This is a genomic window from Vibrio sp. 10N.261.55.C5 (assembly GCF_041470505.1).
Classification (GTDB): domain Bacteria; phylum Pseudomonadota; class Gammaproteobacteria; order Enterobacterales; family Vibrionaceae; genus Vibrio; species Vibrio crassostreae_C.
The window spans coordinates 18342-45256 of record NZ_JBFRMS010000012.1 but is presented as its reverse complement, the minus strand read 5'-3'; the positions used below and the strand labels follow the sequence as shown (position 1 = coordinate 45256).

Genomic DNA, 26915 nt, shown 5'->3' with positions numbered 1-26915 from the left:
TATTAGAATGCCGTGCGCTTGTAGCGACGGTAAACTGGCTGCCAGAAGTGCTGGTCAATCGCTTGTTGCAGTGCTTCTTCAGTGATCTCTAGAGCAACGCCCTGTTCAATCGCCTTTTTACCTACCGCAAGAGCAATTTTCTTAGATACCGTGTGGATCTCTTCCAATGGTGGAAGTAGAGCACCTGTGCCATTGATTGCTAGTGGAGAACACGTAGCAAGTGCACGGCTTGATTCCATTAGCATTTCGTCAGTGATGCGTGAAGCATTCACAGCCAATACACCAAGGCCAATACCTGGGAAGATGTAGCTGTTGTTACATTGAGCGATTGGGTAAGTTGTGCCGTTGTGAACGACTGGCTCAAATGGGCTACCTGTCGCAACAAGTGCTTGGCCATCAGTCCAACGAATAATGTCGTTTGGCGTCGCTTCAACACGGCTTGTTGGGTTCGACAGTGGGAACACGATAGGGCGTTCACTGTGTAGGTTCATCTCTTTGATGACTTCTTTGCTGAATAGACCTGGAGCACCAGACACACCAACCAATACGGTTGGTTTCGCGTGGCGAACTACGTCTAGTAGAGAGAAACCAGTGCCATCGCTTTCCCAGTCTTTGGTGTTTTCGTTGGTTTGAACCAGACGCTGTTGGAAATCAAGCAGGTTTTGCATGCCTTCTTGTAGCAGACCCCAACGGTCAACCATGTAAACTTGAGAGCGAGCTTGTGCATCGCTGATACCTTCAGACACCATTTGGGCAATGATAGCTTCAGCAATACCACAACCTGCAGAACCCGCACCTAAGAAGGTGATGCGTTGATCTGAAAGTTTGCTGTTTGCTGCTTTACATGCTGCAAGTAGAGAACCAACCGTTACGGCTGCTGTGCCTTGGATATCATCGTTGAAACAACAGATGCGATCTTTGTAGCGCTCAAGCAGTGGCATTGCGTTCTTTTGTGCGAAATCTTCGAACTGAACTAATGCATCAGGCCAACGGCGTTGAACCGCTTGGATGAACTCTTCAACGAATGCATCGTAGTCAGCACCCGTAATACGAGGATGACGCCAGCCCATGTACATTGGGTCAGCAAGACGTTGAGGGTTGTTAGTACCCACATCGAGCACGATTGGTAGCATGTAAGCTGGGCTGATACCGCCACAAGCTGTATAAAGTGCTAGCTTACCAATTGGAATACCCATACCACCGATGCCTTGGTCTCCCAAACCAAGAATACGCTCACCATCCGTAACCACGATAACTTTAACGTTGTGGTTTGTCGCATTATTCAGTAGGTCATCGATACGATCGCGGTTCGGGTATGAGATAAACAGACCACGGCCACGACGGTAAATATTTGAGAAGTTCTCACATGCTGCGCCAACTGTTGGCGTATAAATGATAGGCATCATTTCAGAGATGTGGTTTTGAACTAAACGATAAAAAAGCGTTTCATTAGTGTCTTGGATGTTACGAAGGTAGATATGCTTATCCATATCACTTTCGAAGTTACAATATTGTTTGTATGCACGTCCTACTTGCTCTTGGATTGTTTCGGTTGTTTCCGGTAACAAACCTTCAAGGTTGAAAGAACTGCGCTCTTCAGCAGAGAATGCGCTGCCTTTGTTTAGAAGAGGTGTACTTAGTAGAGCAGGACCAGCATAAGGGATATATAGAGGGCGTTTATCGTTGTTCATTGGATGCCTAATATGGGAGAAAGGGTAACTAAAAAATGATAACGGTTTAGTTATTCAATTGTAAATAGTTTCTCCGCGATCTGAGCAAACAAAATGATATTCTTACCTCTGTCCCACACTTATCGAATTTCAACACGATAATTCGTTATACTTTGCTCACACTTTTTCGCTACTCGCCATTTTATGTCATTACTTCCCATCGATGCTTATCAAAACGTATTCCACGAACAAATCGCTAATTCTCACCTTGTCGTAGAGGCGGAAACCGGATCAGGTAAATCAACGCGCCTGCCACTTTGGGCCTCTCAACATGGACGAGTGTTAGTGGTGGAGCCAAGACGCATCGCGTGTACATCACTGGCTAAATATCTCGCGCAGCGATCAGGCGAGAAGTTGGGTAGCAAAGTGGGCTATGCGATTAAGCTTGAGTCGGAATACAACGAGCAAACTAACGTTGTTTTTGTGACGCCCGGTATCGCGCTGCGTTGGTTATCAGAAGATGGATTAGCTAGTTTTGATGTGATCGTGGTGGATGAGTTTCACGAGAGGCGCTGGGACATTGATCTGCTGGTGGCGATTCTGAAACAAAAAGCGAGTCATCGTTTGGTGATCACTTCAGCAACCATTGAGGGTGAACGCCTTGCTTATTATTTGGATGCGAATCGAATCAGTTGTGAAGGCCGAACTTATCAAGTTGAGATTGAACACAGAGCGAATGAATCCAGAACTCTGCCTGATATCCGACATCTAGAGCAGCGCATCGCGGAAGAAGTGAATCATCAATTAATTGCGTCTTCCGGCGATATGTTGGTTTTTCTGCCGGGTAAAAAAGAGATCGTGCAATGCGAACAAGCCTTAGCGAAAAATCCAGATATCCAAGTTGTTAAATTGCATGCGTCGGTCAGTGATAAAGAGCGAGATTCAGCGTTATCGGGTCGTAATATCAATACTGAAGGTAATGGTTTGAGAAAGGTCATCCTTGCGACCAACGTTGCAGAAACCTCATTAACCATTCCTGACATTGGCGTGGTGATAGATTCAGGATTAGAGAGACGCACCGTTCAGCGTAATGGCAGAACCACACTGATGCTTAAATCCATATCACGAGCGAGTGCCAAACAGCGAGCTGGCCGCGCGGGTAGGGTAATGGATGGCGTTTGCGTGCGTCTATATGGTGAACATGCGGCGTTAGAGTTAGTCACACCGCCTGAATTGCAGCGTGAAGAGCTGACTGAACCTATGTTGGCCGCAGCATGTTGTGGATCTCCGCTTGAGAGCTTGTCCTTCCTTGACCCTATTCCAGAGAAATCACTCAACAGTGCAACTCAAACCTTGCTGACGATGGAAGCGATTAACGCCGACCATCAAGTTACCGAGCATGGTAAAAAGCTGTATCCGTTGCCGATTGATGCTTTGTATGCCGATATCGTTACTCGAATCAAAACCAAAGCATTAAAAGAGGCGATGGTTGATCTCACTGCGGCGCTGTCCGTTCCTGCTCGCTTGTATCAGTTACCAAACAATGCAGAACATCTTGAAGCGCTCGCGCAACAAGAGAAGGAAGGGTGTGCTTTAAGCCTGTTGATTCAGATTGTGCGCGGTCGAGAATATCCGCATTTAGACATCGACCAACAGGCTCTGAATGAAGCTCAAGGATTGGCGAAGCAAATGCGGGAGGTATTTGAACTTCCTCAGCTAGAAGTCGCGTCACGTTTACAACGCATTGAATTGCTCAAGACCATTGTGAATCTGCATCCTGAACTGGTGTTTGTGCGCCGACTGAAAAGGAAAGAAGCCTTTGCCAATGGTGTTTTAGAAGTGGTGCTCGGTCGTCAGAACCGTTTCCCTGATAATGCACAAGCGATGTTGGTGTTGGATACTCACAGCTTGCCGGGAAGAGGCGTTAAGCAAACACTGACCTTAGCGACGGTCACGACACCCATTCCTCTTGAGCTTCTCATTGATGCTGAACTAGGAGAGTGGGAGCAAGGCGAAACCGTTGTGAATGATGATGGTGTTTTTACCGAGATGGCATTGGTGTACGCAGGCCGCACGATTACAACCAAACTCGTCGCCGCTGAAGGGCAACTATCGTTAAAACCTATCGTCGACCTTGTGTTAAATGGAGAGCAGCTTCCCGGTTTTGCAAAGGCTCGCACTCAAGAAATCAAACACTGGCAGTTGTATGTGAAACTTGGTCTCGATGAACAAACTAAATACACACCAGAAATTGAGAACATTAACTTTGAGCTATGGTTTATAGAGCAGCTTGAAGTACTAGGTGTTACTGATGTCAGCGAATTGGAAATGTTCGATCATGCAGACATACCGTTCGATGGCATTCCAACTTGGCTCTACTCAGAATTTTCGGAAAAATACCCGTTTGCATTGAGCCTTGCCGACTTGCAACTCGATGTTGAATACTTGCCCGCAAGAAAGCTGATTTACGTCCATTATCAGTCGGGTAGCCGAAAGTTGTCGCCAAAACGTTGGGAGCTACCGACATGGTCTGGTTGGCGTATTCAGTTCAAAAAAGCGAGTCGAATAATTGATATCAAATAGATGGATAAGTTTTATCTCTAAAATATTAATCAAATAGATGCATATATGATTTTTCAGTGCTTATTTTGTTACAAGTTTGATTTTTATATTCCTTTTTAACCAATCAAAAGGTCATAAAAGACTATTCTTCTATATCCTATTGCTATAAAGAAAGAGTTGATAGATATTGAGTATATTGTGTTGCCAAAGTGTCGGGGGACATCATGGATAAACAGGAAGAGACGCGTGTAGAGTTCGATTACACAACATTTCTTGGCGCCTCATGCAGTAAAAAATGGACTTTTCTGGAAGCACTCACCACAATTGCGCCAGTGTTCAGTACCGTCTGGCGAGATAGTATTAAAGAGTTGGGCACCCCAGAGGATCGTTTATGGCAGATGGCATTGAAATCAATGTCGACGCGTAAAAGTGATGAGTCGAACATTGTTACCTTACTCAAGCTCGCTAAGCTGGAAGGGATCAATGAGCTCAAAGTGGTGATGCCATATTCACTTGAAGAAGAGCAGATCGAGTATATTGAATCGCGCAGTCATTTAGTGATTGCGGGTAATTCTGGAGAAGAGTTCACGATTAAGCTGTAACTTCAGCTCGCCTATAATCTCTCTCGAGGAATAGTAAAAACGTACACGTAAAAAGGGCCTCAAATATTGAGGCCCTTTTAGTATCTAAAACTTGAGTCTACGAGCTTATTAGCTTTCGAGCTTTTTATTTTGAGATTAAGCGACTAGTCGATTAGACCATAGTCAGCGCGTAGTACATCGATGATCTCTTGCTTCGGATTTTCGCTCAGTACGATCTCCGCACCTGTGATTTTCGCTGCGATATCAAGGTAAGTGCGAGACAGAGACATTAGAGAATCCAGTGGAAGTTCATTGTCACGAGCCAATGCTTCACGTTCTGGCATACGCTCTTTATTCAAAAGAATGTCGGCATCAGGGAAGTTGTTAAGCAAGAACTGACGGAAGCCTTCTTTTGAATTCTCAACGATGTTGCCGTTGTTATATTCCTGAGTATCCCAAATGCGAGATGAATCTGGAGTACCGACTTCGTCCATGTAGATAAGCTTTTCTTTGCCTTGAGCATCGTTGACGTAGCCAAACTCAAATTTGGTATCAACAAAGATTTGGTCTACTTTTGCTAGCGCTTGGCTGATTACGTTGAAGCCTTCTTTAAGAAGTTTTTCGTAATGCGCGATGTCGCTTGCTTGAGTAAAGTTGAATGCTGCGAAGTTATCTTCGATGTTGTTGCGTGTGATGTTCACATCGTCAGCTTCTGGAACGCCAGGAATACCTTTCAGAATCCCTTTTGTTGAAGGCGTGATCAGTAGCTCAGGCAACTTCTTGTCTTTCTCAAGGCCTTCAGGCATCTCGATACCACAGAATTCACGTTCGCCGTTTGCGTATGCACGCCACATTGAACCAGTGATGTATTGACGACAAATCGCTTCGATCATGACTGGGCGAGCTTTTTGTACAATCCATACGAACGGGTGAGGGATATCAAGAATATGACTGTCAGCAAGTCCGTTGTCTTTAAACAATTTGAACCAGTGGTTAGAGATAGCATTCAGAGCCGCTCCCTTACCTGGAACACCTTTAAGATTCCCTTCACCACGCCAGATACAATCAAATGCAGAGATACGGTCACTGATCACCATGATAGCTAGAGGCGCATCTGGTGCTACATCGTAGCCTTTCTCTTTAATTAGTCGTTGGCTATCTTCTTCAGTTAACCAGTAGACCGAACGAACCTTGCCACTGTGGACAGGTTTATCAGTACGGATTGGTAGGTCATCATTTACGGCAAGAACTTGATCAGCAAGGCTCATTTAGACATTCCTATCTTTTATCAAACGTCATACAGAGAAGTGCGGTGTGCACATGATTAGACGGGCATTATACCCAATCTACTATTTGCTTCCAGAGAAAAAGCAAACGATTGCTAAATCTGTTGTTTAAATAAAAACCCCCGCCTAACAATCCGCTAAAAAATGGGCGAATTGTAGGGCAGGGGAAGGCAGTATGTTTGGACTGTGTTTTGGCGAATTGTTTCTTAAGTTAAATTAAGTTTGTTAGCTAAAAGATTAAGCTATGTTTGTGGACCATGTTTTTGAGCCAAAATGTTATTAAGCCAACATGTTATTAAGCAAGGTGGCTTAGTGAATACGCTCTGAATTTGCATCCATAAAGAAGACTTCACATTGAAAGCGTAACCCTAATGTTCTTAGGTACTGTTGGCTGAACTGATCAATCGATGCACTTGCAACAATCGCGCTCGCATTCTTAGAGCGGATTGCTTTCTCGACAGTCTCTACCTCAGTCATTTGATGAGAGGCTTTCATATGAATAACGCGGTCGCAGCAAACATTATGTTGCTTAAGCTGCTTAGCCGATGGTCTTGGTGTTTGAGCCGTAAACAGTAACCACTGATGTTGATTGGACAGCAACGCCATTCTTGCAAACAACGCTTCCTCGTTTGAATTTTTGCTTTTACGAGAAACTGATGTAAATGCGCAGTGAACTAGCGGGCTAGAGTGTTGTGCTTTAACGTGTGCTTGAATCATTTTGCTGTCCTTATATACATGCTGTATGTGTATACAGTAGTTTTAGTTGCTTATAAGATCAAGCGTTTTTTGCGGGATTATTGGACGATTTCGTCTGAGGTTATGGATGGTAAATGATTAAATCATTGAAAGTATTCGATAAATTAAATTTGAATGAATCTGCTGTTTTGTATCATAAGTTGAATAAATGTGAGCTTTATACAGGTGTATACACTGGTTTTTGCAGAAAAGTACTGTATATACCTGTATAGAAGAGAGAACAAAGAAGAAAGAAGATCTAAAACCACAGGCACAAAAAAAGCGCCTTAGGCGCTTTCTTATATTTCACGGTGTTGCTTATCTCAATGTCGCTTGGGAGAGTTTTGCTTTCATTTCCATTTCACCAATATTGAACTGGCGAACATCAATGGTTGCAATATCATTGCACTCGTTACATGCATGATGACACTTACCATCTAGGTAGTCGTGCTTTTTAACTAGGCTTGGCTTTTTGCACCAATCACAAACGCCTTCTATTGTGAACATATTCTCTCCTCACCTGTTTAAGTCAGGTGTATTTTCGACGCAAATTATGACACAAGTAAGACCCATTAGTTAATAGTTTGTTACCCGTTTTTGAGAGGGGGATCGATTGCAACACCAATAAAATCGATATCTTTGAGATCTAGGAAAATGAAGATGTGTGTTTGTTTACGATTTTGTAACATTTTGTAAAATGGTTTTTAGCGCATTGTTCAAACGTTTCATTTCTTCGTCACATCCGTGACCATCTGGATGGTAGATCTTTGATAGCTGTTTGTATCGGATCTTGATGCTTTTCTGGTCGGGGATTGAGCTAGGTGTGTAGCCAAATAGCGCGCAGGCCACCTGCAAATTACTCAGACCGTTGCTGTTTTTCTGCTTCTTCAATTCGTGGAACATAGTGTTCAGCTGGCGTTTTTGCTGCTTAATCGTAAGGTCCTTCGAGCTAAGCTGCGCTTCAAGTGATTGTTGTTGCTGTCGCGAATCACCCGACTTTAGAGCTTGTCTTTTTCTTGAGATAACGAGCGTCGCAATAATGCTGATGATTGAAATCAACACGGCCAACGCAGCACCAATCATATAGTCAGAGCTAGTTAGGTTAGAACTGGAGAGGTTAGAGCGTGATGCTTGGTTAGATTGAACGTGCTTAGATACCCCCTGACTGGTGTCTATTTCAGAGTCGATGCTGTCATCGAGCTGTTCTATTGAAGAGATCTGTTTTGCACGTTGCTGGTTGAATTGTGCTTCCAAAATGCGGTTGTAGCCCTCTTCTGCTTGTGGATTATCTTTTAAGGCTGCTTCATACCATAGCTGCGCTTTATCTAATGGTTGAAAGAGGTCTTGTTCTAGCGAGGATTCGTAGAGTTTTGCTACCTCGATAGGTGCGCGCTGGTTACCTTGCAACGCCGCTTTAATAAACCATTCCAAAGCAAGCTTGTTACTTTGTTCAACACCTGTACCTGCCAAGTACCATTCACCCAGTCTAAATTGCGCGTTTGGGTTGCCGTTTTCTGCTGACTGCGTGTACCAATACAATGCATCACTGGTGCTAACAGGAACGTCGACACCCGATTCATAAGCTTGAGCCAATTGGTATTGAGAAACTGGATCTTGAGGTTGTGATTCTAGTGAAAATTCATCACTGCTTGCTGCGTGCACGAAATGTGTGGTGGACAGTTGAATCGTGGAAAAGATGAGGGCTAGAAATAGTGTTCTAAGAAATGATGATGACAGAATGTTGGATAGGATCAGCAAAAGATAAGTCTCGTAAAAAAGCCCAGAATCGATATGTCAGTATGAATACGCTTTATGGTCGTTGATTATTATTATCACGTTAAATGAGTAACATAACTGATAAACAACTATATAGAGGTTAATTCAATAGATAAAGATGGACTGGGCTTTAATCGTGCTACTTAAGCGGCAAGATTTGAATTTCTACGCGACGGTTACAAGCACGACCTTGAGAGGTGTTATTGTCACATAGAGGGTAGCGCTCACCGTTACCACGAGCAATAGCACGACCTGCAGTAACGTCTTGAGAGATCAAGAATGCACGAACAGATTCAGCTCGACGCTCAGAAAGGATTTGGTTCGTCGATTCGCTGTCAGTGTGACCTTCAATCACTAGGCTAGTGTCTGGGTATTCAACTAGGATGCGAGCAACGCCGCGAAGGGTATTGTGAATGTTTGATTCCAAAGCGTAAGAGCCAGAATCAAAACCGATGCCGTTTTCTAGGCGAAGTAGAAGTTGGTTCTCACCGACACGTTCAACTTGAACGCCTGAATTCATTAGCTCTTCACGAAGGGCAGCTTCTTGTCGGTCAAAGTAGTAACCAATACCACCACCAACAGCGGCGCCACCGGCAGCACCAATAAGTGCACGTTTACCACGGTCTTTAGAGTCACCAGTTGCAGCACCAGCAACGGCACCAGCGAGTGCACCAATTAGAGCGCCTTGAGTTGCAGAGTTAGTCTCAGATTCGCCAGTTGTCGCGTTTTGGCGTTGAGTTGCCTGACAACCCGTTAAAGCGATAGTAAGCGCTAGGGCTAGTGTGATTTTTTTAACGTATTTCTCCATCATGTACTTCTGTCAAACGAATGAATCCGAGTGACAAACATAGTCCTGTAAATCTTATTGATGGTTTTTATCAATACGTCGAAGCAATGTAAAGTGGCTCTATGATTTAGTTATCTTTTTAGCTGCCTGGGTACCGCCAACTGGTCGATTAACAGACAATTTACGACCTTTCTTCAAACCAACTTCATAATCGGCGGTGAGGTTTTTCATCGCTTCTCTCAGTTGCTGCTTGAACGTTTCACGGTCGATATTTTTGAATTCTTTATCAATGTAGTTATTGATCTTGTTGTTTGATTCGTCGTCGGGAGTAATGGTTGGTAGCTTTTCAAGCGCACCTTCAACCCAGCCTGAAACAAACGAGTTCACGCGGCGTGTCACTTCTAAGGACCCTGTGCCAGAGCCAGCAAAGCTATTTCTGAATTGGCCGGTGTGTTCATTCAGTTCACGATAAATGATATCGAAAGCGAACGCTGCGAAGATCGCGCGGTCGGCTTCACCAATGAACTCAACACGCTTGAGGCCTTTATGATTCAGCAATACGGCTTCTACGCCAAATTTGGTGTTGATACCGCGAATAACACGCAGCAGTGTAGAACTGATATTTGCAGGTAACAGGTGACTGGACTGAGTTTTCCCCATCTTGATAAATTCAATATCGTCTTTTTCGAGACCATATTTCAGCATCAAGTTATGCGCCATTTTTATCGCATTGGCAGCTTCATTGACGTTCGCAGAATTTCCAAGCTCAAGACACTTGGCAATTTTCTTTAGGGCTTTTTTCTTATCCATCGACAATTTAATCAGTACCGCAAATTTTTAAAAGTCCAACATTTTACATGTTTTCGCGGGTAACAGAAAGGCAAAACTGGTTTGATGAACAAGGAAGGCGGTGAACATTGAACTGCATGAGCCCAGTTGGCGGTAAAAACAAAAACGCCATCAAGCGTATTGATGGCGTTAGTGACACGTTTTTTCAATATGTCTAGAGCATTCGTAAACTAGATACCCAGTTCATCGAGTAGATCTGCCGCAGAATCATTGCCAGAGCTTTGAGCTGGCTTGTTCGCTTCTTGCATTTTTTTCTGAGTCGCCTCAAGAATGCTATCTGGACATTCGTCTTCTGCGATTTCAAATTCTTCTAATTGAATGAACTCAGTCTTATCCATCGCAAGCTCAAGGTAGAAGATGTTGTTATTAGTGGTAGAGAAGGTCACACGACGAGCTTGTGGACGGTCGAGATTGGTATCAACAGAAAGGTTAACTTGCTTGTTCAGAGCCAGCATTTTCGGTTGGTTTTGTGTGATGTTGGTTTGCAGCTCTTTGCGGATTTTATTGGTGAAATCGCCAACTAATTGGTTCATCAACTCACCCAATACATCACCCACTTCGTCTGAAGTATGAAGCACAGCAAGCTCGTTTTCAGGCATGCCCATATTGCGCATGTAATTGGTGTAGATCTCTAGCGCTGCTTTGGACGTAAAATTAATAACAACGAGACCAGAAAAGCCGCCGTCAAACAGAACGAAGCAACCAAAATCTGGCTTTAGGCTTGTCTTGTTGATCTTTTGAACCATGGCTGAATAGGACACCTGAGAAGCCGTCGCTGAAGTCAGTACGCTTGAGACTGATTGGCATAGTTTAAGAAGGATATCTTCAGTTGTGACTGTTTTGTTTTTTTTCATTGTGATGTGCTCGTGGAGATGTCTTAAACAAAATGTTATTCAGTATATTGTTACTGAATTAAGACGAAAGTGACTATTTCTCCATTCTTGCACTGAGATTCTGATTTGATCACCTTTTTATATGATCTTAATAGTAGTAAAGTGACGAAATTCAAAGAAAATTATTAAAAATCTCAGATAACCCAATGCTGATAGGATCAGCGAAGTAGGGGCAGGAAGCAAATGTTACCAAGACTTCAACTCAATGCTGATGTCGATCCAGTTGTTGTACGCTTTTTAGATGAACTAAAAACAGCGGGCTTTACTGGCGACATTGAATCTCAATATTCTAGCCGTTTGGCTGTGGCGACTGATAATAGTGTCTATCAGCAATTGCCGCAGGCGGTCATCCTTCCTAAAACAACGCAAGACGTTGTGCTTATCGGTAAAGTGGTTTCTAAATCCGCTTACGAACGCGTGACTTTTTCCCCTCGTGGCGGCGGTACCGGAACCAACGGACAATCTTTAACAAAAGGTGTCGTGGTTGACCTGTCGCGATACATGAATAAGGTTCTTGAGATTAACGAGAAAGAGGGCTGGGTAAGAGTTCAGTCTGGTGTCGTTAAAGATCAATTGAACGACGCTGTTCGCCCTTATGGTTACTTTTTCTCTCCAGACCTTTCTACCAGTAACCGAGCAACCTTGGGTGGCATGATCAATACCGATGCTTCGGGCCAAGGGTCATTGAAGTACGGCAAAACGTCTGACCATGTATTGTCGCTGCAAGCGGTGTTCGCAGATGGTTCATGTCTAGAATCTGATTTATCACACGGCTTACCTGTAGAGGGTGAATTCGCTCACCATGCACTTGCGGTGACAGAGGCGGTTTGTCGAGACAAACGCGCTCAAATCTTAGATAAATTCCCTCCGCTGAATCGCTTCTTAACAGGCTATGACCTAAAGAATGCAATCAACGAACAAGATGACAGCTTTGACCTAACTCGCGTTCTATGTGGCGCTGAAGGTTCTTTAGCATTCATCACGGAAGCAAAGTTAAACCTAACCAAGATTCCAAAAGCGCGCACACTGGTTAACGTGAAATACAACACGTTTGATTCTGCGCTGCGTAATGCGCCGTTCATGGTGGAAGCGAAAGCACTGTCTGTTGAAACGGTAGATTCAAGAGTATTGAACCTAGCGAAGCAAGACATCGTTTGGCACACCGTGAGCGATTTGCTGACTGATGTTCCGAACAAAGAGATGCTTGGCATCAACATGGTTGAGTTTGCAGGCCAAGATGAAGCGGAAGTTGAACAGCAAGTTCAAGCGCTGACTGCACGCCTTGAAACCATGGTTGAAAGCGAAGAAGCCGGCGTGATTGGTTTTCAAGTTTGTAGCGATTTGGCGAGCATTGGCCGAATCTACAACATGCGTAAGAAAGCAGTGGGTCTGTTAGGTGCGGCGAAAGGCCGAGCTAAGCCAGTCGCTTTTGCTGAAGATACTTGTGTACCACCAGAAAACCTCGCGGATTTCATCTCTGAATTTAGAGTGTTACTCGATTCAAAAGAGTTGAATTACGGCATGTTTGGTCACGTTGACGCGGGCGTATTACACGTTCGTCCAGCATTGGATCTGTGTGACCCGATGCAAGAAGCATTGATGCATGAAGTCTCTGATGAAGTGGTTAAGCTGGTGGCGAAATACGGCGGTTTAATGTGGGGCGAGCACGGTAAAGGTTTCCGTTCTGAGTATGGCCCAGACTTCTTTGGTGAAGAGCTGTTTACCGAATTAAGACGTATTAAAGCAGCATTCGACCCGCACAACAAGATGAACCCAGGCAAGATCTGTACGCCTTTAGAAAGTGACGCTGAATTGGTGAAAGTCACCGATACCAAGCGTGGTTTCTACGACCGTCAGATCGACGTACAAGTTCGTGACAGCTTCAAGCAAGCAATGGAATGTAACGGTAACGGCTTGTGTTTCAACTACGATACTAGCTCGCCAATGTGTCCTTCAATGAAAGTTACGGCTGACCGACGTCACTCACCCAAAGGCCGCGCGGGCTTGGTAAGAGAGTGGTTGCGTCAACTGACTGAACAAGGCGTTGATATTCTCGACCTTGAGCAAGAAGCGTTGAAAGACAACACACCCGTTAAGACTATGATTGAGCGTGTTCGCAATACGATGAACAAACGCCATGAGTACGATTTCTCGCATGAAGTTCATGAGGCGATGAACGGTTGTTTGGCGTGTAAAGCGTGTGCGAGTCAATGTCCGATCAAAGTCGATGTACCAAGTTTCCGTTCTCGATTCTTGAACATCTACTACTCGCGTTACCAGCGCCCTGCAAAAGATTATCTAGTTGCCAACATTGAAACCATGCTGCCGCTGATGGCGAAAGCGCCAAAAGTAGTCAACGCTGCATTGGGTCAAAAGTGGATCCAAACGGCAACAGCTAAAACGGTCGGTTATGTTGATGCACCATTGATGTCGGTGCCTACGCTCAAAAATCGTCTAGCGAGTAAAGAGCTGCAACTCTTCGATTTACAGTATTTAGAAGGCTTGTCTTCTGAACAGAAGAAACAGCATGTGCTGATCGTTCAAGACCCGTTTACCAGCTTCTATGATGCCGAGGTGATTGAAGACTTCGTCACTCTGGCTCAAAAACTTGGCAAAACTCCGGTACTGCTGCCGTTCAAACCGAATGGTAAAGCGTTGCACATCAAGGGCTTCTTAAATCGTTTTGCACGTGAGGCGAAATCGACTTCGGATTTCTTGTCGATGGTGGCGGATATCGGAATTCCTTTGGTCGGTGTTGATCCTGCACTGGTGCTTTGTTACCGCGATGAATACGTCGAGATCTTAGGTGACAAGCGCGGCGACTTTGATGTACTTACTGTGCATGAATGGTTAATGCCATCGCTAGGTGAGTTCGAAGCACGCTCAGCAAGTGAAGATATGTGGTACTTGTTTGCTCACTGTACTGAGAAAACCAAAATGCCGAACGCTGAAAAAGAGTGGGGTACTATCTTCAAACACTTTGGGGCGGCGTTAACCAGCGTTCCTGTCGGCTGTTGTGGTATGGCGGGAACTTTCGGCCACGAAGTCGATAAGCTACAAATGTCGAAAGACATATATGGTTTAAGCTGGAAGCCTCAAATGCAGGACTTACCAAAAGATCGTTGCTTGGTGACGGGCTATTCTTGCCGCAGCCAAGTGAAGCGTTTTGAAGGTGAGAAGCTTGCTCACCCATTACAGGCGCTAGCAAAAATTCTCTAATACATTTAGCCCAGCAATTGCTGGGCTTTTTTCTAAACTAACAAAGGAATGTTAATAAGGAAAAGTATGAAATTTCTAGAATTAAAAGTACCACCAGTTGCACTGTTCATTATTGTATTCGTAGCATCATACTTCTGCGCTCAACAGTTGAGCCAAGGGACACTGGCATTGCCTCATGGAATGATTGTGTTAGGAATCGGAGTCACATTGAGTGGTGTGATCGGAATATCCGGCATATTGGAATTTCGAAAACAGAAAACCACCGTTAACCCGATCAAAGTCGAAACCGCTTCAGCCGTCGTGGACAGTGGGATCTTTGGTTACACGCGAAACCCAATGTACTTAGGGTTGTTCATCCTGCTATTTTGCTTTGGCTACTTCTTCCAGAATATCTTCAGTGTACTACTTAGTTTTGGCTTCGTAATCTACATGAATTACTTCCAAATCAAACCCGAAGAGCGAGCACTAGAACAATTATTCGGCGCAGAATATGTTGATTACAAACAAAAGGTTAGACGCTGGATTTAGTGATGATTTGAGTGCTGGCTTAGTAATCGAAATAAAAAAGCCCAGCTTGAGATTATCAAGCTGGGCTTTATTGATCTTGTTCTAGAGCTGATTAAGCAGCGGCTGTGAACTGAGCTAGAAACATCTCTTTGCGTTCGTTGAAGCGGTTTACTAGGTCGTCTACAGAAGCTTGGTCGTATGGCTTAAGGCCACTTGCTACCATACGCTTCACGCCTTTACCTACTACTTCGCCGTCTTCTTTGAAATCGAAGTTCAGGGTCACGATGCCACGTTTGCCTTCAACATCAAAAGTCGCGCCAGAGAATTCAACTTCTGGGTGAGACAGGTCTAGGCGAGTAAATTCAACTTCCATGCTCTCGTAAATAACAAGAGGGCGTTGGCAGTTGATCATCATTTGTTGTTCTTCCATAAGAGGAACCATGATGTGTGGGAAGTTCATGCCAGAGAACTTAACGTAGTTTGTTACCACGTGCTCGATGAATGCTTGGTCGTGGCTCTTTTCACCTTCACAAGACATGTGTAGGTACTCTTTGCCTTTCTCGTCAACCAGTGAGCTTTCTTTCTCACATTTGTTGTCAACGCTAAGCGCAATACCGTTACCCACCATACCTGAAAAATCAAAACGCATTTTTTGGCTGATGCCTTCTTTCTGCAGAAGAACTGCAAACAAAAGATCGCCAGGCACGCAGAAGCGCTTGTTGTCTTCATCGTGAATTGGGTTGAAGTCAGCAGCTACTTTTTTAGCAAAGTGGCTAGCTTGTTCACGAGTGAATTGAAATTGATTGTCTTCAGTAGAAAAGTAAGGTGTCAGAAACATAGTATCGCTATTAGTCATCAAATCTGGGGTGGATTATAGCTAACTAACTTCGATCTAATGGTCTATCCAGTTAACTTTGCTTATATATCAGTCGATTAGATAAATACGTTGGATGGTATGTGACGATTTTGAGGGGAATAGGGGCTTGGATTCAATGCAACAAGGGCTAATCAATAGCCCCTGTTTATATGACGTGCTATTTCGCCAAACCTTAGAAGCTACACAGTAGGCCTTCTGGCATTAGATGGTTATGCACTGATAATTTGAGCAGTAGATTTGCTTGCTCGATATCTGGTGAGAAGTAGCGATCTTTGTCGTAGAAGCTGACTTTCTCGCGCAGTATCTGTTTTGCTTCTTCTACTCGAGGAGAAGAGAGATTTGGTGCTCTAAAATCCAAGCCTTGTGCTGCTGCTAAGTATTCAACAGCCAAGATGCCACGGGTGTTTTCTGCCATGTCACGCAGTCGACGACCCGCAAAGGTTGCCATAGATACATGATCTTCTTGGTTTGCCGATGTTGGAAGGCTGTCTACTGAAGCTGGGTGTGCCAGTGTTTTATTCTCGCTTGCCAGAGCAGCAGACGTTACTTGAGCAATCATAAAGCCTGAGTTAACGCCGCCGTTATCGACTAAGAAAGGTGGAAGTTTGCTTAGTGCGCTATCAATCAGCAGTGCCATTCTTCGTTCAGAAAGGCTACCAATTTCTGCAATCGCAAGTGCTAGGTTATCCGCTGCCATTGCCACAGGTTCTGCGTGGAAGTTACCACCTGAAATAATGTCGCCGTCTTCAGCAAATACCAGTGGGTTATCCGATACCGAGTTCGCTTCAACGTTTAACGTTTCTGCTGAATTACGAATTTGCTGTAAACAGGCACCCATCACTTGAGGCTGACAGCGCAACGAGTAAGGGTCTTGAACCTTTTCACAGCAAGTGTGTGATTCACCAATCTCACTCTTTTGATCAAGCATATGGCGATAAGCAAGCGCGGCATCCATTTGACCACGATGACCACGAACGCGATGAATTCGAGGGTCAAACGGACGACGACTACCCAGTGCAGCTTCAACAGACATTGCACCACATACGGTTGCAGACGCAAACAAGTCTTCCGCTGCGAACAGACCTTCTAATGCAAAGGCAGTCGATGCTTGTGTGCCGTTTAACAGCGCTAAGCCTTCTTTCGGCGCAAGTGTGATTGGTTCAAGACCTGCGATCCGCATTGCTTCTAAGCCAGTGATGATCTTGCCGTTGTGGCGTGCTTGGCCTTCACCTAGCAGAACGGTACTCATGTGGGCGAGGGGAGCAAGATCTCCAGATGCGCCTACTGATCCTTTTTGTGGAACACACGGGTAAACCTGCGCGTTCACAAGATCGATAAGAGCGTTAATCACTTTGAGGCGGATACCAGAGTAACCGCGAGACAAGCTGTTAATCTTCAATACCATCATCAAGCGTACGGTTTCATCAGACATGAACTTGCCAATGCCCGCAGCGTGAGAAAGTACGATACTTTTCTGTAGAACTTCGAGATCTTCAGGCGCAATCTTGGTGTTTGCTAATAAGCCAAAACCCGTGTTGATGCCATACACAGTGCGGTCTTCAGCAATCACTTGTTCGACAACTTGCATGCTCGCTTCGATATCCGGGATTGCTGCAGGATCGAGTGATAAGTTCACAGGGCTACGGCTGATTTTTCGAAGTTCAGATAGGCCAAGAAGTCCTGGCTTAAGTAATAAGTTCAACATGTTCTCTCCAGACATTAAAGGCGACGAAGTTCTTCGTTTAGCATAGGTAAATCAAGCTTCTGCTCTTTGGCACATTGCTTGGCAATATCGTAACCTGCATCAGCATGACGCATAACGCCGGTTGCTGGGTCATTGTGAAGTACGCGAGCAATACGCTGTGATGCATCTTCACTGCCGTCACAACAAATCACCATGCCTGAGTGTTGCGAGAAGCCCATACCAACGCCACCACCGTGGTGCAAAGAAACCCAAGTTGCGCCGCCCGCTGTGTTCAGAAGGGCATTCAATAGAGGCCAATCTGATACGGCATCTGATCCATCCATCATGCCTTCTGTTTCGCGGTTCGGGCTTGCTACTGAACCTGAATCTAGGTGGTCACGACCGATAACAACTGGTGCTTTCAGTTCGCCATTTTTCACCATTTCATTGAATGCTTGGCCTAAGCGTTCACGATCTTTCAAGCCAACCCAACAAATACGCGCAGGCAGGCCTTGGAACTGAATGCGTTCACGCGCCATATCTAGCCAGTTATGTAGATGTGGGTTGTCTGGAATCAGTTCTTTTACTTTTTGGTCTGTTTTGTAGATGTCTTCTGGGTCACCAGATAGTGCCGTCCAACGGAAAGGACCAATACCTTCGCAGAATAAAGGTCGAATATAAGCCGGAACGAAACCCGGGAAATCAAACGCGTTTTCTACGCCTTCTTCCAGTGCCATTTGGCGAATGTTATTACCGTAATCCACGGTCGCTGCGCCGCGGTATTGCAGGTCTAGCATCGCTTGTACTTGAATCGCCATTGATTGCTTAGCGGCTTTCACCACTTTTGCTTCATCAATGGTGCGCTCTTGTGCGGCTTTCTCCATCGTCCAACCTTGCGGCAAGTAGCCGTTAAGAGGATCGTGGGCAGAGGTTTGGTCAGTCACCACATCAGGTGTGATATTGCGTTCAACTAACTCTGGGAAGACGTCTGCGGCGTTACCTAATAAGCCAACAGAGATTGGCGTGTCTGACTCTTTAATGATTGCCATCGCTTCATCTAAGCTGGTGGCTTTTTTGTCTACATAGCCAGTACGCAAGCGGTAGTCGATTCGTGATTCATCACACTCCACTGCGATCATTGAGAAGCCAGCCATCGTTGCAGCAAGAGGTTGAGCGCCGCCCATTCCACCAAGACCGCCCGTTAGAACCCACTTGCCGTTTGCTTCACCTTGGAAGTGCTTCTTCGCGATAGCGACAAAGGTTTCGTAAGTACCTTGAACGATGCCTTGTGAACCAATGTAGATCCAGCTGCCCGCGGTCATTTGGCCGTACATCATCAAGCCTTCTTTATCGAGCTCGTTGAAGTGTTCCCAGTTCGCCCAGTGTGGAACAAGGTTCGAGTTAGCGATCAGTACGCGAGGTGCGTTTTTATGAGTCGGGAACACGCCCACAGGTTTACCGGATTGAACAAGTAACGTTTGGTCGTCCTCTAAACGCTCTAATACTTCAACAATTTTGTCATAACATTTCCAATCACGTGCCGCGCGACCAATACCGCCATACACAACTAGTGCATGTGGGTGTTCTGCCACATCAGGGTCTAGGTTGTTCATCAGCATACGCAGTGGTGCTTCTGTTAACCAAGATTTAGCGCGCAAAGTGGTGCCGTGAGGTGCGCGAATTTCGCGAGTCGTGTCGAGACGAGGGTCACTGTTGTGGTGTTCCGTCATTTTGGAATTCCTTCTGTTTCACGTTATATCGTTGTAGTTGTAGTTGTAGTTGTAGTTGTAGTTATCGGTATAGCTGGATTAGTCGCTGGCCATTGCACTGGCAATATCCCAACATAAACGAGCCGCTAATCGAGCCGTTTGGCCATCGACGTCGTAGTCTGGGTTGTATTCCGCTATGTCCGCGATAATGAGTTTTTCACTGTGTTGGAAAATCTGTTCTAGAAAAGGAGCAAGCGCTTCATAGCTCACGCCTCTTGCCGCTGGTGCACTTACGCCCGGCGCAGTAGCTGCGGGGAAAACATCGAGATCAATGGTGAGATAGAGATAATCACACTCAACGATGAATTTTTGTAACTTGATCAGTTGAGCGACTTGATTCACTTGGGTCATGTTGCGGTCGTGTTCATACCACACGCCCAGTTGGTCAGCTTTGTTAAACAGCGCTTTGGTATTGCTGGCGGCACTCACACCAAGACAAGCGTAATGAAACGGCCATTGATGTGCGTGGCAGTAATCACTGATCTGGTTAAAAGGCGTGCCGGAGCTCGGTTTAACATCGGTGATGTCGCTTTCAAATTCACGAAGATCAAAGTGAGCATCAAAATTAACGATGCCGATCTTAGGATTGTGTTCTGATTGAATTTTATTTAGGTGCTCAGCGAGACCTTGGAACGTTGCCCAAGCCACCTCGTGACCACCGCCAAGGGTAATCACTTTGTTGGTTGCTAAGGCATTGGCAATCACAGAAGCACACTGTTTTTGGCTGACTTCTAATTGACCATCATTGCACTCGATATCACCAAGATCGGCGATGTGTGCGTCACTGTGCCAAGCCATATTCGCCAACGCTTGGCGTATCAAGTTAGGTGCTTGTTTCGCGCCCACGCGTCCTTTATTTCTTGCAACACCGGCATCGCTGGCAAAGCCTACCAAGGCGATATCACCGTCAGTCAGCTTGTCACTTAACTCACTACTTTGCACTTGCTTGGTAATGTGATGAACGCGAGTACCGAGTGGGCCATCTTCAAGATCATTACGTCCGGTCCACACAAAGTTATGCACGGTTGTTGCGTTCTCTTGGATAGCGTTGGATTTAGATTGAGTCATGACACACCTCGCCATTAACAATGCGTTTATGCAGGTGAGGAACACCGACTTGATAGCTTAGATCTGCAGGGTGGTCGATGTTCCAGATAGCCAAATCTGCGGCATAACCGATTTCGACTTTGCCTTTGGTTTGTGACTCACCAATGGCAGCCGCCGCGTTACAAGTTACACCGCGTAGCGCTTCTTCAGGCGTCGTACCAAACAGGGTGCAGCTCATGTTCATCATCAGGGTTAAGTCTGCAAAGGGAGATGTGCCGGGGTTTAGGTCGGTCGCGATCGCCATTGGGATTTTGTGTTCACGAAGTAAAGCAATAGGTGGCTGTTGAGTCTCTTTCAAGAAGTAGAAAGCCCCGGGTAATAAGGTGGCGACTGTGCCTGATTCTGCCAGTGCTTTTACTCCGGTTTCATCAAGGTATTCAACATGGTCGACAGAGAGTGCACCGTATTTAGCTGCGAGCGCACTGCCGCCCATATTTGAAAGTTGTTCAGTGTGACCTTTAATCGCTAGCCCATGTGCTTTGGCAGCTGCAAATACACGTTCGGTTTGTTCTAAGTTGAAGCCGATAGATTCGCAAAACACGTCAACGGCATCGGCGAGCCCTTGCCCCGCAGCTTTAGGAATGATCTCTTGGCAAACCAGATCTATGTAACGATCTGGTTGTTCTTTATATTCAGGTGGCACAGCATGCGCAGCAAGGAGAGTGGTCGTGATCTTAATTCGGCGATGATTTTCTAACGCTTTGGCTGCACGCAGCATCTTGAGCTCATCTTCAAGTGTTAAACCATAGCCAGATTTTACTTCGATGCTGGTTACGCCACTTCTTAGCAGGCCATCGAGTCTAGGTAGTGCCATTTCAACCAGTTCAGACTCTTGTGCTACGCGTGTTGCAGTGACTGTCGCAAGAATGCCGCCGCCTTGTTTGGCGATGTCGGTGTAAGAGATACCATTCAAACGCTGTTCAAATTCGTTGGCGCGATTGCCTGCAAATACGAGGTGAGTGTGGCAATCAATCAGACCTGGGGTAACGAGCTTGTTTTTGCAATCATAGGTGATGTAATCCGCAGAGTTATCAGTGCTCGGTTGTTCTACCTCATAAGCATGAGCCTCATGGTTTGAACAAGAGATAGACACGATCTTACCGTCTTCGATAACGATATCTTGAGGGGAAGAGGGCTGATAACCGTCGGCTCCCGAACTCATGGAGACCACTCGTGCGTTTTTGAGGATCAAATTCATAATCACCTAGATCTTTGCTAAATATTAAATGTATATACAAATAAATAGGCTAAACGCTGACCCGAATCAAGTTGATGTTGCAAAAATGTGATCGGCGATCAGGATGATGTTCTTTAATCTAGAAGTATCTTGGAGCTTAATTTGTACTTAGAGCCAGGATGGTAGAGCAATGCAAAGCTGATGAGGCGTTCTTTGCTCCATGTTCTTCTATTCAAAAGAAGGCAAGGTTCTGATTCAGATAGCTTTAGTGACGTTCTGATTTGAGAATCTGGAATAATGGCTTCAACCGTGTGCTCGATAGCACTTAACGGGCAGCTTTTTGAAAGGTATTCGTTGGGCGTAGAGGTTGAAAAGTCTTGCTCTAGGTATTTTGGAGCGGCTTGAGAGTTCACCCAGCGCGCTTCCAATTGAATCGGTGCGTTGTCCGCAAAGTGTATGATTTCACTATAGAACACTTCTGCGTTAATCATCACACCTAACCGTGTAGCCGTGCTTTCATCAGCCTTGATACTATCGTGCTTGATAACTTGGCTAGTATACGTTTGGCCTCGGTCTTTGATCTCTTGCGCTATGTTGTTGATATCAAGCAACGGAGATTGCGCTTTTTCGTCGGGTTCACAAACAAAAGTCCCCAGTCTTGGTTTCCTGATGAGCTTGCCTTCAGACACAAGATCTCGAATGGCTTTATTGACCGTCATTCGACTCACATTGAACTGCTCGGTAAGTTCGAGTTCTGTGGTGATTTGGTAACCCACCGGCCAATGACCACTGCTGATCTTGTCATCTATGAACTGTTTTATCTGAAGGTAGAGCGGTGCTTTCGACATAATGAAACCTTATTTGACTATACAAATAGAATAACGGAATTTTTCACGATTTCAACATTTCCTCGGGCAATGTGACCTTATTCAACATAGATGGGGCAAATTGCTTGATTCTGTGAGGCAAGTGTCGCAAATTGTCACGCAATAACTATTCGTAAATCAGATAATTAGAAAGGGAAATAATATGTTTAAGAAATTAAAGGCCTCGTTGGGCATCGGTGCAGCAAAGGTTGATACTGTCTTAGATAATATTGAAGTTTTCCAAGGTGGAGAGTTGTCTGGCAATGTTCACATTGTTGGTGGTGACGTTGAGCAACAAATCGACCTGATCAACTTGGTTCTCAACACAGAAGTAAAAGTAGAAACGGAAGATAGCACCAGCTACGAAACCTTTTCACTGGGTCGTATTCAAGCCGTAGAGCCTTTCGTTATCCAACCGGACGAAACCAAACTGGTTCCATTCCGTCTTAAGTTAAATGATGAAACGCCAGTCACCGCGTTGAACGCACAAATGAACCAATGCCATGTGTGGGTTGAAACCAACCTAGATATAGGCTTCGCGATTGACCCTAAAGACCGTGACTTTATCTCCGTACACCCATTGCCAACAGTGGCTAAAATCATCCGAGGCGTGGAAGCATCAGGTATGGCAATGGTGAAAGCAGACGTAGAGAAGGGCTTCTTAAAAGGCAACAGCTTTGCTTCTCGTTCGGGCTGTTACCAAGAGATTGAGTTTCGCAGCGGCGGCTTCATGAATAATAAAGAGATCGAGCTGTCATTCATCGTTGAAGGTTCAATGGTTCACTGCCTAGCAGAAATCGACCGCTCAATGAGCTTCCGCGGCGACCAATACATCTCATTCAGCTTACCTGCTAATGCGGCCGACTCAGACATTCGCAACGCTGTATCAAGAATCATGAGTGCGTAGTTCCCTCTCTGTTAGCAGTCGCTCTGTCTATTAATTAATAGAGACAATACAACTTTTCAAGCCGAACTTAACCATTCGGCTTTTTTGTTTGTAAATAAAGACAAAGAACCAATCATTGAACGTTAGCTTAGGGTGTTAGAAGGTCCTATATAGAAGAGACATTTAAGTTATGTAGTTTTTGTGGCGCTGTGGGACTAACATTGTCATTTCATATAATTTCGTTACAATGTTCGGCTACTCACAGATGTGGCATCTGTATTTGCTTCTATGTGGGTATATTTATTATGCATATATCCCCAATCAGCGTACTCGTTGATTGAAAGACATATATTAAACATTTTCATGTGTTGCTTGGTGTGCAACACCACTGTAAAGGACAAATAATGCCAATTATTACTCTTCCTGACGGTAGTCAGCGTCAATTTGACAACCCTGTATCAACTCTAGATGTTGCCCTATCAATCGGTCCTGGTCTTGCGAAAGCTACCATTGCTGGTCGTGTAGACGGCGAGCGTGTTGATGCTTGTGATCTTATCGAAAACGATGCAAGCCTAGAAATCATCACAGCTAAAGATGAAGTTGATGGCCTTGAAATCGTTCGTCACTCTTGTGCTCACCTTTTAGGCCACGCGGTTAAGCAGCTTTTTCCAGAAGCGAAAATGGCGATCGGTCCTACTATCGATAACGGTTTCTACTACGATATCGATCTTGAGCACTCTCTAACGCAAGACGATCTAGAAAAGATCGAAAAGCGCATGAAAGAGCTAGCGAAGACCAAATACCAGGTTGTTAAGAAGAAAGTTAGCTGGCAGGAAGCGCGCGACGCATTCGAAGCTCGCGGCGAGACTTACAAGATTGAAATCTTGGACGAGAACGTTTCTAAAGACGATCGTCCAGGCCTGTACCATCACGAAGAATACATCGATATGTGTCGTGGTCCACACGTGCCTAACATGAGCTTCTGCCAGCACTTCACTCTACTTAACGTAGCGGGTGCATACTGGCGTGGTAACAGTGACAACAAGATGCTTCAACGTATCTACGGCACTGCATTCCACGACAAGAAGGCACTTAAAGCTCACCTTGTGCGCCTAGAAGAAGCGGCTAAACGTGACCACCGTAAAATCGGTAAAGCGCTTGACCTATTCCACATGCAGCAAGAAGCACCAGGCATGGTGTTCTGGCACCACAACGGTTGGACTATCTTCCGTGAGCTAGAAGTATTTATTCGTCAAAAACTGACTGAGTACGATTACCAAGAAGTTAAAGGCCCATTAATGATGGACCGTGTTCTTTGGGAACGCTCTGGTCACTGGGATAAGTACGCTGAAGCGATGTTCACTACTTCTTCAGAGAACCGTGAATACGCTATCAAGCCAATGAACTGTCCTGGTCACGTTCAAATCTTCAACCAAGGTTTGAAATCTTACCGTGATCTACCGCTACGTATGGCTGAGTTCGGCTCATGTCACCGTAACGAGCCGTCTGGCGCACTTCACGGCATTATGCGTGTTCGTGGCTTCACTCAAGATGATGCTCACGTATTCTGTACTGAAGACCAAGTTCAACAAGAAGTTAAAGCTTGTATTGAAATGGTTTACGATACTTACACAACTTTCGGCTTCGAAAGCATCGTTGTTAAGCTATCTACTCGTCCAGAACAGCGTGTAGGTTCAGACGAAATGTGGGACCGTGCAGAGGCTGACCTTAAGCAAGCGCTAGAGGCAATGGACATTGCATACGAGATTCAAGAAGGCGAGGGTGCGTTCTACGGACCTAAGATTGAATTTACTTTGCATGATTGTTTGGACCGCGCTTGGCAATGTGGTACAGTGCAGCTCGATTTTGCATTACCAGAACGTTTAGGTGCTACTTACGTAGGTGAAGATAACGAGCGTCACACGCCAGTTATGATCCACCGCGCGATTTTAGGTTCACTAGAACGCTTCATTGGTATTCTTATTGAAGAATACGCTGGCTTCTTCCCAACGTGGTTGGCGCCAGAACAAGCAGTTGTAATGGGCATTACAGACAAACAGTCTGAATATGTACAAGAAATTACGAAAAAACTGCAAAAAAGTGGATTTAGAGTCAAAGCAGACTTGAGAAATGAGAAGATTGGCTTTAAAATCCGCGAACATACTTTGAAACGTGTACCGTTCATGCTTGTGTGTGGTGACCAAGAAATGGAAGCCGGCGAAATTGCAGTACGTACACGTAAAGGTAAGGACCTTGGCAAATTTAAAGTGGATGACTTTATTTCATACATCCAAGCCGAGGTTTCAAGCCGTAAGCTCAATCTGGAGGAATAGCTATTAAAGGCGGAAGACGTGGCCAACAACCGGCCAAACAAAACCAGCACCGTTTAAACGGTGACATTCGTGGCGTTCGTGAAGTGCGTCTAACTGGCGCAGACGGCGAAGCTGTTGGTGTAGTATCAATCGCTGAAGCGATGGAAGCTGCAAATGAAGCTGGTATGGATCTTGTAGAGATCAGCCCTAACGCCGAGCCGCCAGTTTGTCGTGTGATGGACTACGGTAAGTTCCTCTTCGAGAAGAGCAAAGCTGCGAAAGAGCAGAAGAAGAAGCAAAAGCAGGTTCAGATCAAGGAAATTAAATTCCGACCTGGAACTGATATTGGAGACTATCAGGTAAAACTACGCAACCTGACTGGTTTCCTAGAAGACGGCAACAAAGTGAAGGTAACAATTCGCTTCCGTGGCCGCGAAATGGCTCACCAAGAAATCGGTGTTGACGTTCTTAATCGTTTGAAAGCGGATACTGAAGAATTTGCAGTAGTCGAATCTTTCCCAACGAGAATTGAAGGTCGCCAGATGATCATGGTGTTGGCCCCTAAAAAGAAGTAATTAACGGCTTTGCAAGTAATTGAACCCTGCAGCCTCAGGTTGCGGGGTTTTATTCGCCCTAATTACTATGTTATTAACAACTCAACAATGCGGAGTTATTCATCATGCCTAAGATGAAAACCAACAAAGGTGCTGCTAAGCGTTTCCAGAAAACTGCTGGTGGTATTAAGTTTAAGCACGCTGGTAAACGTCACATCCTGACTAAGCGTACTACTAAGAACAAGCGTCAGCTACGTCCGAACTCGATCCTTCCTAAATGTGAAGTTGCTCAAGTTCTACGTATGATGCCATACGCTTAATTCTTTTTAGTTTATAAATTCGTTTAGTTTAGGAGAAGCATAATGCCTCGCGTAAAACGTGGTGTACAAGCTCGTGCACGTCATAAGAAAGTTCTAAAACAAGCTAAAGGTTACTACGGAGCACGTTCACGTGTTTACCGCGTAGCTTTCCAAGCAGTTACCAAAGCTGGTCAATACGCTTACCGTGACCGTCGCAACAAGAAACGTCAATTCCGTCAACTTTGGATTGCACGTATCAACGCGGCATCTCGTCAAAATGGTCTATCTTACAGCCGTTTCATCAATGGCCTAAAGAAAGCATCTATCGAGATCGACCGTAAGATTCTTGCTGACATCGCAGTATTCGACAAAGCAGCATTTGCTGTTCTAGTTGAAAAAGCGAAAGCATCTCTATAATTTAGAGTTAGCTTAAAGGTTTAAGAAAAGGAGAACTTCGGTTCTCCTTTTTTATTGCCTGTAATTTGGCTTTGCCATACTCTCTCGCATCTCGCATCTCGC

The 26915-nt window shown here is 45.1% G+C and carries 22 protein-coding genes and 2 pseudogenes; 9 read left to right on the top strand and 15 right to left on the bottom strand.

All coding sequences use genetic code 11. From position 1 onward, the window contains the following. Positions 1–2 precede the first annotated feature (2 nt). Complete coding sequence (locus AB4263_RS04885) at positions 3–1691, bottom strand: NAD-dependent malic enzyme (RefSeq protein WP_017059764.1); 1689 nt, start codon at positions 1689–1691, stop codon at positions 3–5. A 183-nt stretch (positions 1692–1874) separates the two neighbouring features. Between AB4263_RS04885 and AB4263_RS04880 the strand changes: the two genes are divergently transcribed. Then, positions 1875–4253: a helicase-related protein gene (locus AB4263_RS04880; RefSeq protein WP_372097747.1), complete on the top strand. Its 2379-nt coding sequence runs from the start codon at positions 1875–1877 to the stop codon at positions 4251–4253. Positions 4254–4456: 203 nt separating this feature from the next. Then, a complete protein-coding gene (locus AB4263_RS04875) occupies positions 4457–4834 on the top strand; it encodes a hypothetical protein (protein ID WP_017059766.1) in 378 nt (125 codons plus the stop codon). A gap of 143 nt (positions 4835–4977) precedes the next feature. Here AB4263_RS04875 and AB4263_RS04870 read toward each other — a convergent pair whose 3' ends face one another. The 8 genes and pseudogenes from AB4263_RS04870 to AB4263_RS04835 all read right to left on the bottom strand — a co-directional run bounded on the left by AB4263_RS04870 (position 4978) and on the right by AB4263_RS04835 (position 11100). Beyond that, complete coding sequence (locus tag AB4263_RS04870; protein WP_372097745.1) at positions 4978–6081, bottom strand: phosphoribosylaminoimidazolesuccinocarboxamide synthase; 1104 nt, start codon at positions 6079–6081, stop codon at positions 4978–4980. A gap of 327 nt (positions 6082–6408) precedes the next feature. Further along, positions 6409–6816, bottom strand: a complete 408-nt coding sequence (locus AB4263_RS04865) for a SulA-like leucine-rich domain-containing protein (RefSeq protein WP_017055178.1) — start codon at positions 6814–6816, stop codon at positions 6409–6411. A gap of 336 nt (positions 6817–7152) precedes the next feature. Further along, positions 7153–7341, bottom strand: a complete 189-nt coding sequence (locus AB4263_RS04860) for a hypothetical protein (protein WP_372097743.1) — start codon at positions 7339–7341, stop codon at positions 7153–7155. A gap of 165 nt (positions 7342–7506) precedes the next feature. After that, a pseudogene (locus tag AB4263_RS04855) lies at positions 7507–7944 on the bottom strand (hypothetical protein); the annotation flags it as partial. 80 nt (positions 7945–8024) lie between these two features. Then, a pseudogene (locus tag AB4263_RS04850) lies at positions 8025–8592 on the bottom strand (tetratricopeptide repeat protein); the annotation flags it as partial. Positions 8593–8749: 157 nt separating this feature from the next. Beyond that, positions 8750–9418, bottom strand: coding sequence for an OmpA family protein (locus AB4263_RS04845; protein ID WP_372097891.1), 669 nt, complete (start codon positions 9416–9418; stop codon positions 8750–8752). A gap of 99 nt (positions 9419–9517) precedes the next feature. Beyond that, positions 9518–10207: a DUF2786 domain-containing protein gene (locus AB4263_RS04840; protein ID WP_017059769.1), complete on the bottom strand. Its 690-nt coding sequence runs from the start codon at positions 10205–10207 to the stop codon at positions 9518–9520. A gap of 209 nt (positions 10208–10416) precedes the next feature. After that, complete coding sequence (locus tag AB4263_RS04835; protein ID WP_372097741.1) at positions 10417–11100, bottom strand: DUF3334 family protein; 684 nt, start codon at positions 11098–11100, stop codon at positions 10417–10419. A gap of 222 nt (positions 11101–11322) precedes the next feature. Between AB4263_RS04835 and AB4263_RS04830 the strand changes: the two genes are divergently transcribed. Together AB4263_RS04830 and AB4263_RS04825 are read left to right on the top strand one after the other, a co-directional pair. Then, positions 11323–14358: an FAD-binding and (Fe-S)-binding domain-containing protein gene (locus tag AB4263_RS04830; RefSeq protein WP_017066184.1), complete on the top strand. Its 3036-nt coding sequence runs from the start codon at positions 11323–11325 to the stop codon at positions 14356–14358. 66 nt (positions 14359–14424) lie between these two features. Beyond that, positions 14425–14886, top strand: a complete 462-nt coding sequence (locus AB4263_RS04825; RefSeq protein WP_017059772.1) for an isoprenylcysteine carboxylmethyltransferase family protein — start codon at positions 14425–14427, stop codon at positions 14884–14886. 91 nt (positions 14887–14977) lie between these two features. On the opposite strand, the gene AB4263_RS04820 is transcribed toward AB4263_RS04825, so the two are convergent. The 6 genes from AB4263_RS04820 to hutC all read right to left on the bottom strand — a co-directional run bounded on the left by AB4263_RS04820 (position 14978) and on the right by hutC (position 22327). Continuing rightward, entirely contained in the window at positions 14978–15703 is a 726-nt protein-coding gene (locus AB4263_RS04820) for a DUF3581 domain-containing protein (RefSeq protein WP_016792117.1), read from the bottom strand. A 211-nt stretch (positions 15704–15914) separates the two neighbouring features. Continuing rightward, positions 15915–17447, bottom strand: a complete 1533-nt coding sequence (gene hutH, locus AB4263_RS04815) for a histidine ammonia-lyase (protein ID WP_372097739.1) — start codon at positions 17445–17447, stop codon at positions 15915–15917. Between the two features lie 14 nt (positions 17448–17461). Further along, the gene (hutU, locus tag AB4263_RS04810) at positions 17462–19156 is read right to left on the bottom strand and encodes a urocanate hydratase (protein WP_372097737.1); all 1695 of its coding nucleotides are present in this window, start codon (positions 19154–19156) and stop codon (positions 17462–17464) included. Positions 19157–19234: 78 nt separating this feature from the next. Next, complete coding sequence (gene hutG / locus AB4263_RS04805) at positions 19235–20263, bottom strand: formimidoylglutamase (RefSeq protein WP_372097735.1); 1029 nt, start codon at positions 20261–20263, stop codon at positions 19235–19237. Beyond that, on the bottom strand, positions 20250–21500 hold the full coding sequence (gene hutI, locus AB4263_RS04800) for an imidazolonepropionase (protein WP_372097733.1): 1251 nt from the start codon (positions 21498–21500) through the stop codon (positions 20250–20252). Before hutI ends, hutG begins: the two co-directional genes overlap by 14 nt. A gap of 113 nt (positions 21501–21613) precedes the next feature. Next, positions 21614–22327 carry a histidine utilization repressor gene (gene hutC / locus AB4263_RS04795; RefSeq protein WP_017059778.1) on the bottom strand — a complete coding sequence of 238 codons (714 nt, stop codon included), beginning with the start codon at positions 22325–22327 and terminating at the stop codon, positions 21614–21616. Positions 22328–22508: 181 nt separating this feature from the next. Between hutC and AB4263_RS04790 the strand changes: the two genes are divergently transcribed. From AB4263_RS04790 to rplT, 5 genes are all read left to right on the top strand, one after another. Next, positions 22509–23252, top strand: a complete 744-nt coding sequence (locus AB4263_RS04790) for a sporulation protein (protein WP_017059779.1) — start codon at positions 22509–22511, stop codon at positions 23250–23252. Between the two features lie 383 nt (positions 23253–23635). Next, positions 23636–25564 (top strand): threonine--tRNA ligase, encoded by a 1929-nt coding sequence (gene thrS / locus AB4263_RS04785; RefSeq protein ID WP_017059786.1) that lies wholly within the window; start codon positions 23636–23638, stop codon positions 25562–25564. A 2-nt stretch (positions 25565–25566) separates the two neighbouring features. Beyond that, positions 25567–26118 carry a translation initiation factor IF-3 gene (infC, locus tag AB4263_RS04780; protein ID WP_076654893.1) on the top strand — a complete coding sequence of 184 codons (552 nt, stop codon included), beginning with the start codon at positions 25567–25569 and terminating at the stop codon, positions 26116–26118. A gap of 104 nt (positions 26119–26222) precedes the next feature. Beyond that, on the top strand, positions 26223–26417 hold the full coding sequence (rpmI, locus tag AB4263_RS04775) for a 50S ribosomal protein L35 (RefSeq protein ID WP_004738430.1): 195 nt from the start codon (positions 26223–26225) through the stop codon (positions 26415–26417). A gap of 42 nt (positions 26418–26459) precedes the next feature. Further along, positions 26460–26813 (top strand): 50S ribosomal protein L20, encoded by a 354-nt coding sequence (gene rplT / locus AB4263_RS04770; protein WP_004733517.1) that lies wholly within the window; start codon positions 26460–26462, stop codon positions 26811–26813. Positions 26814–26915 lie beyond the last annotated feature (102 nt).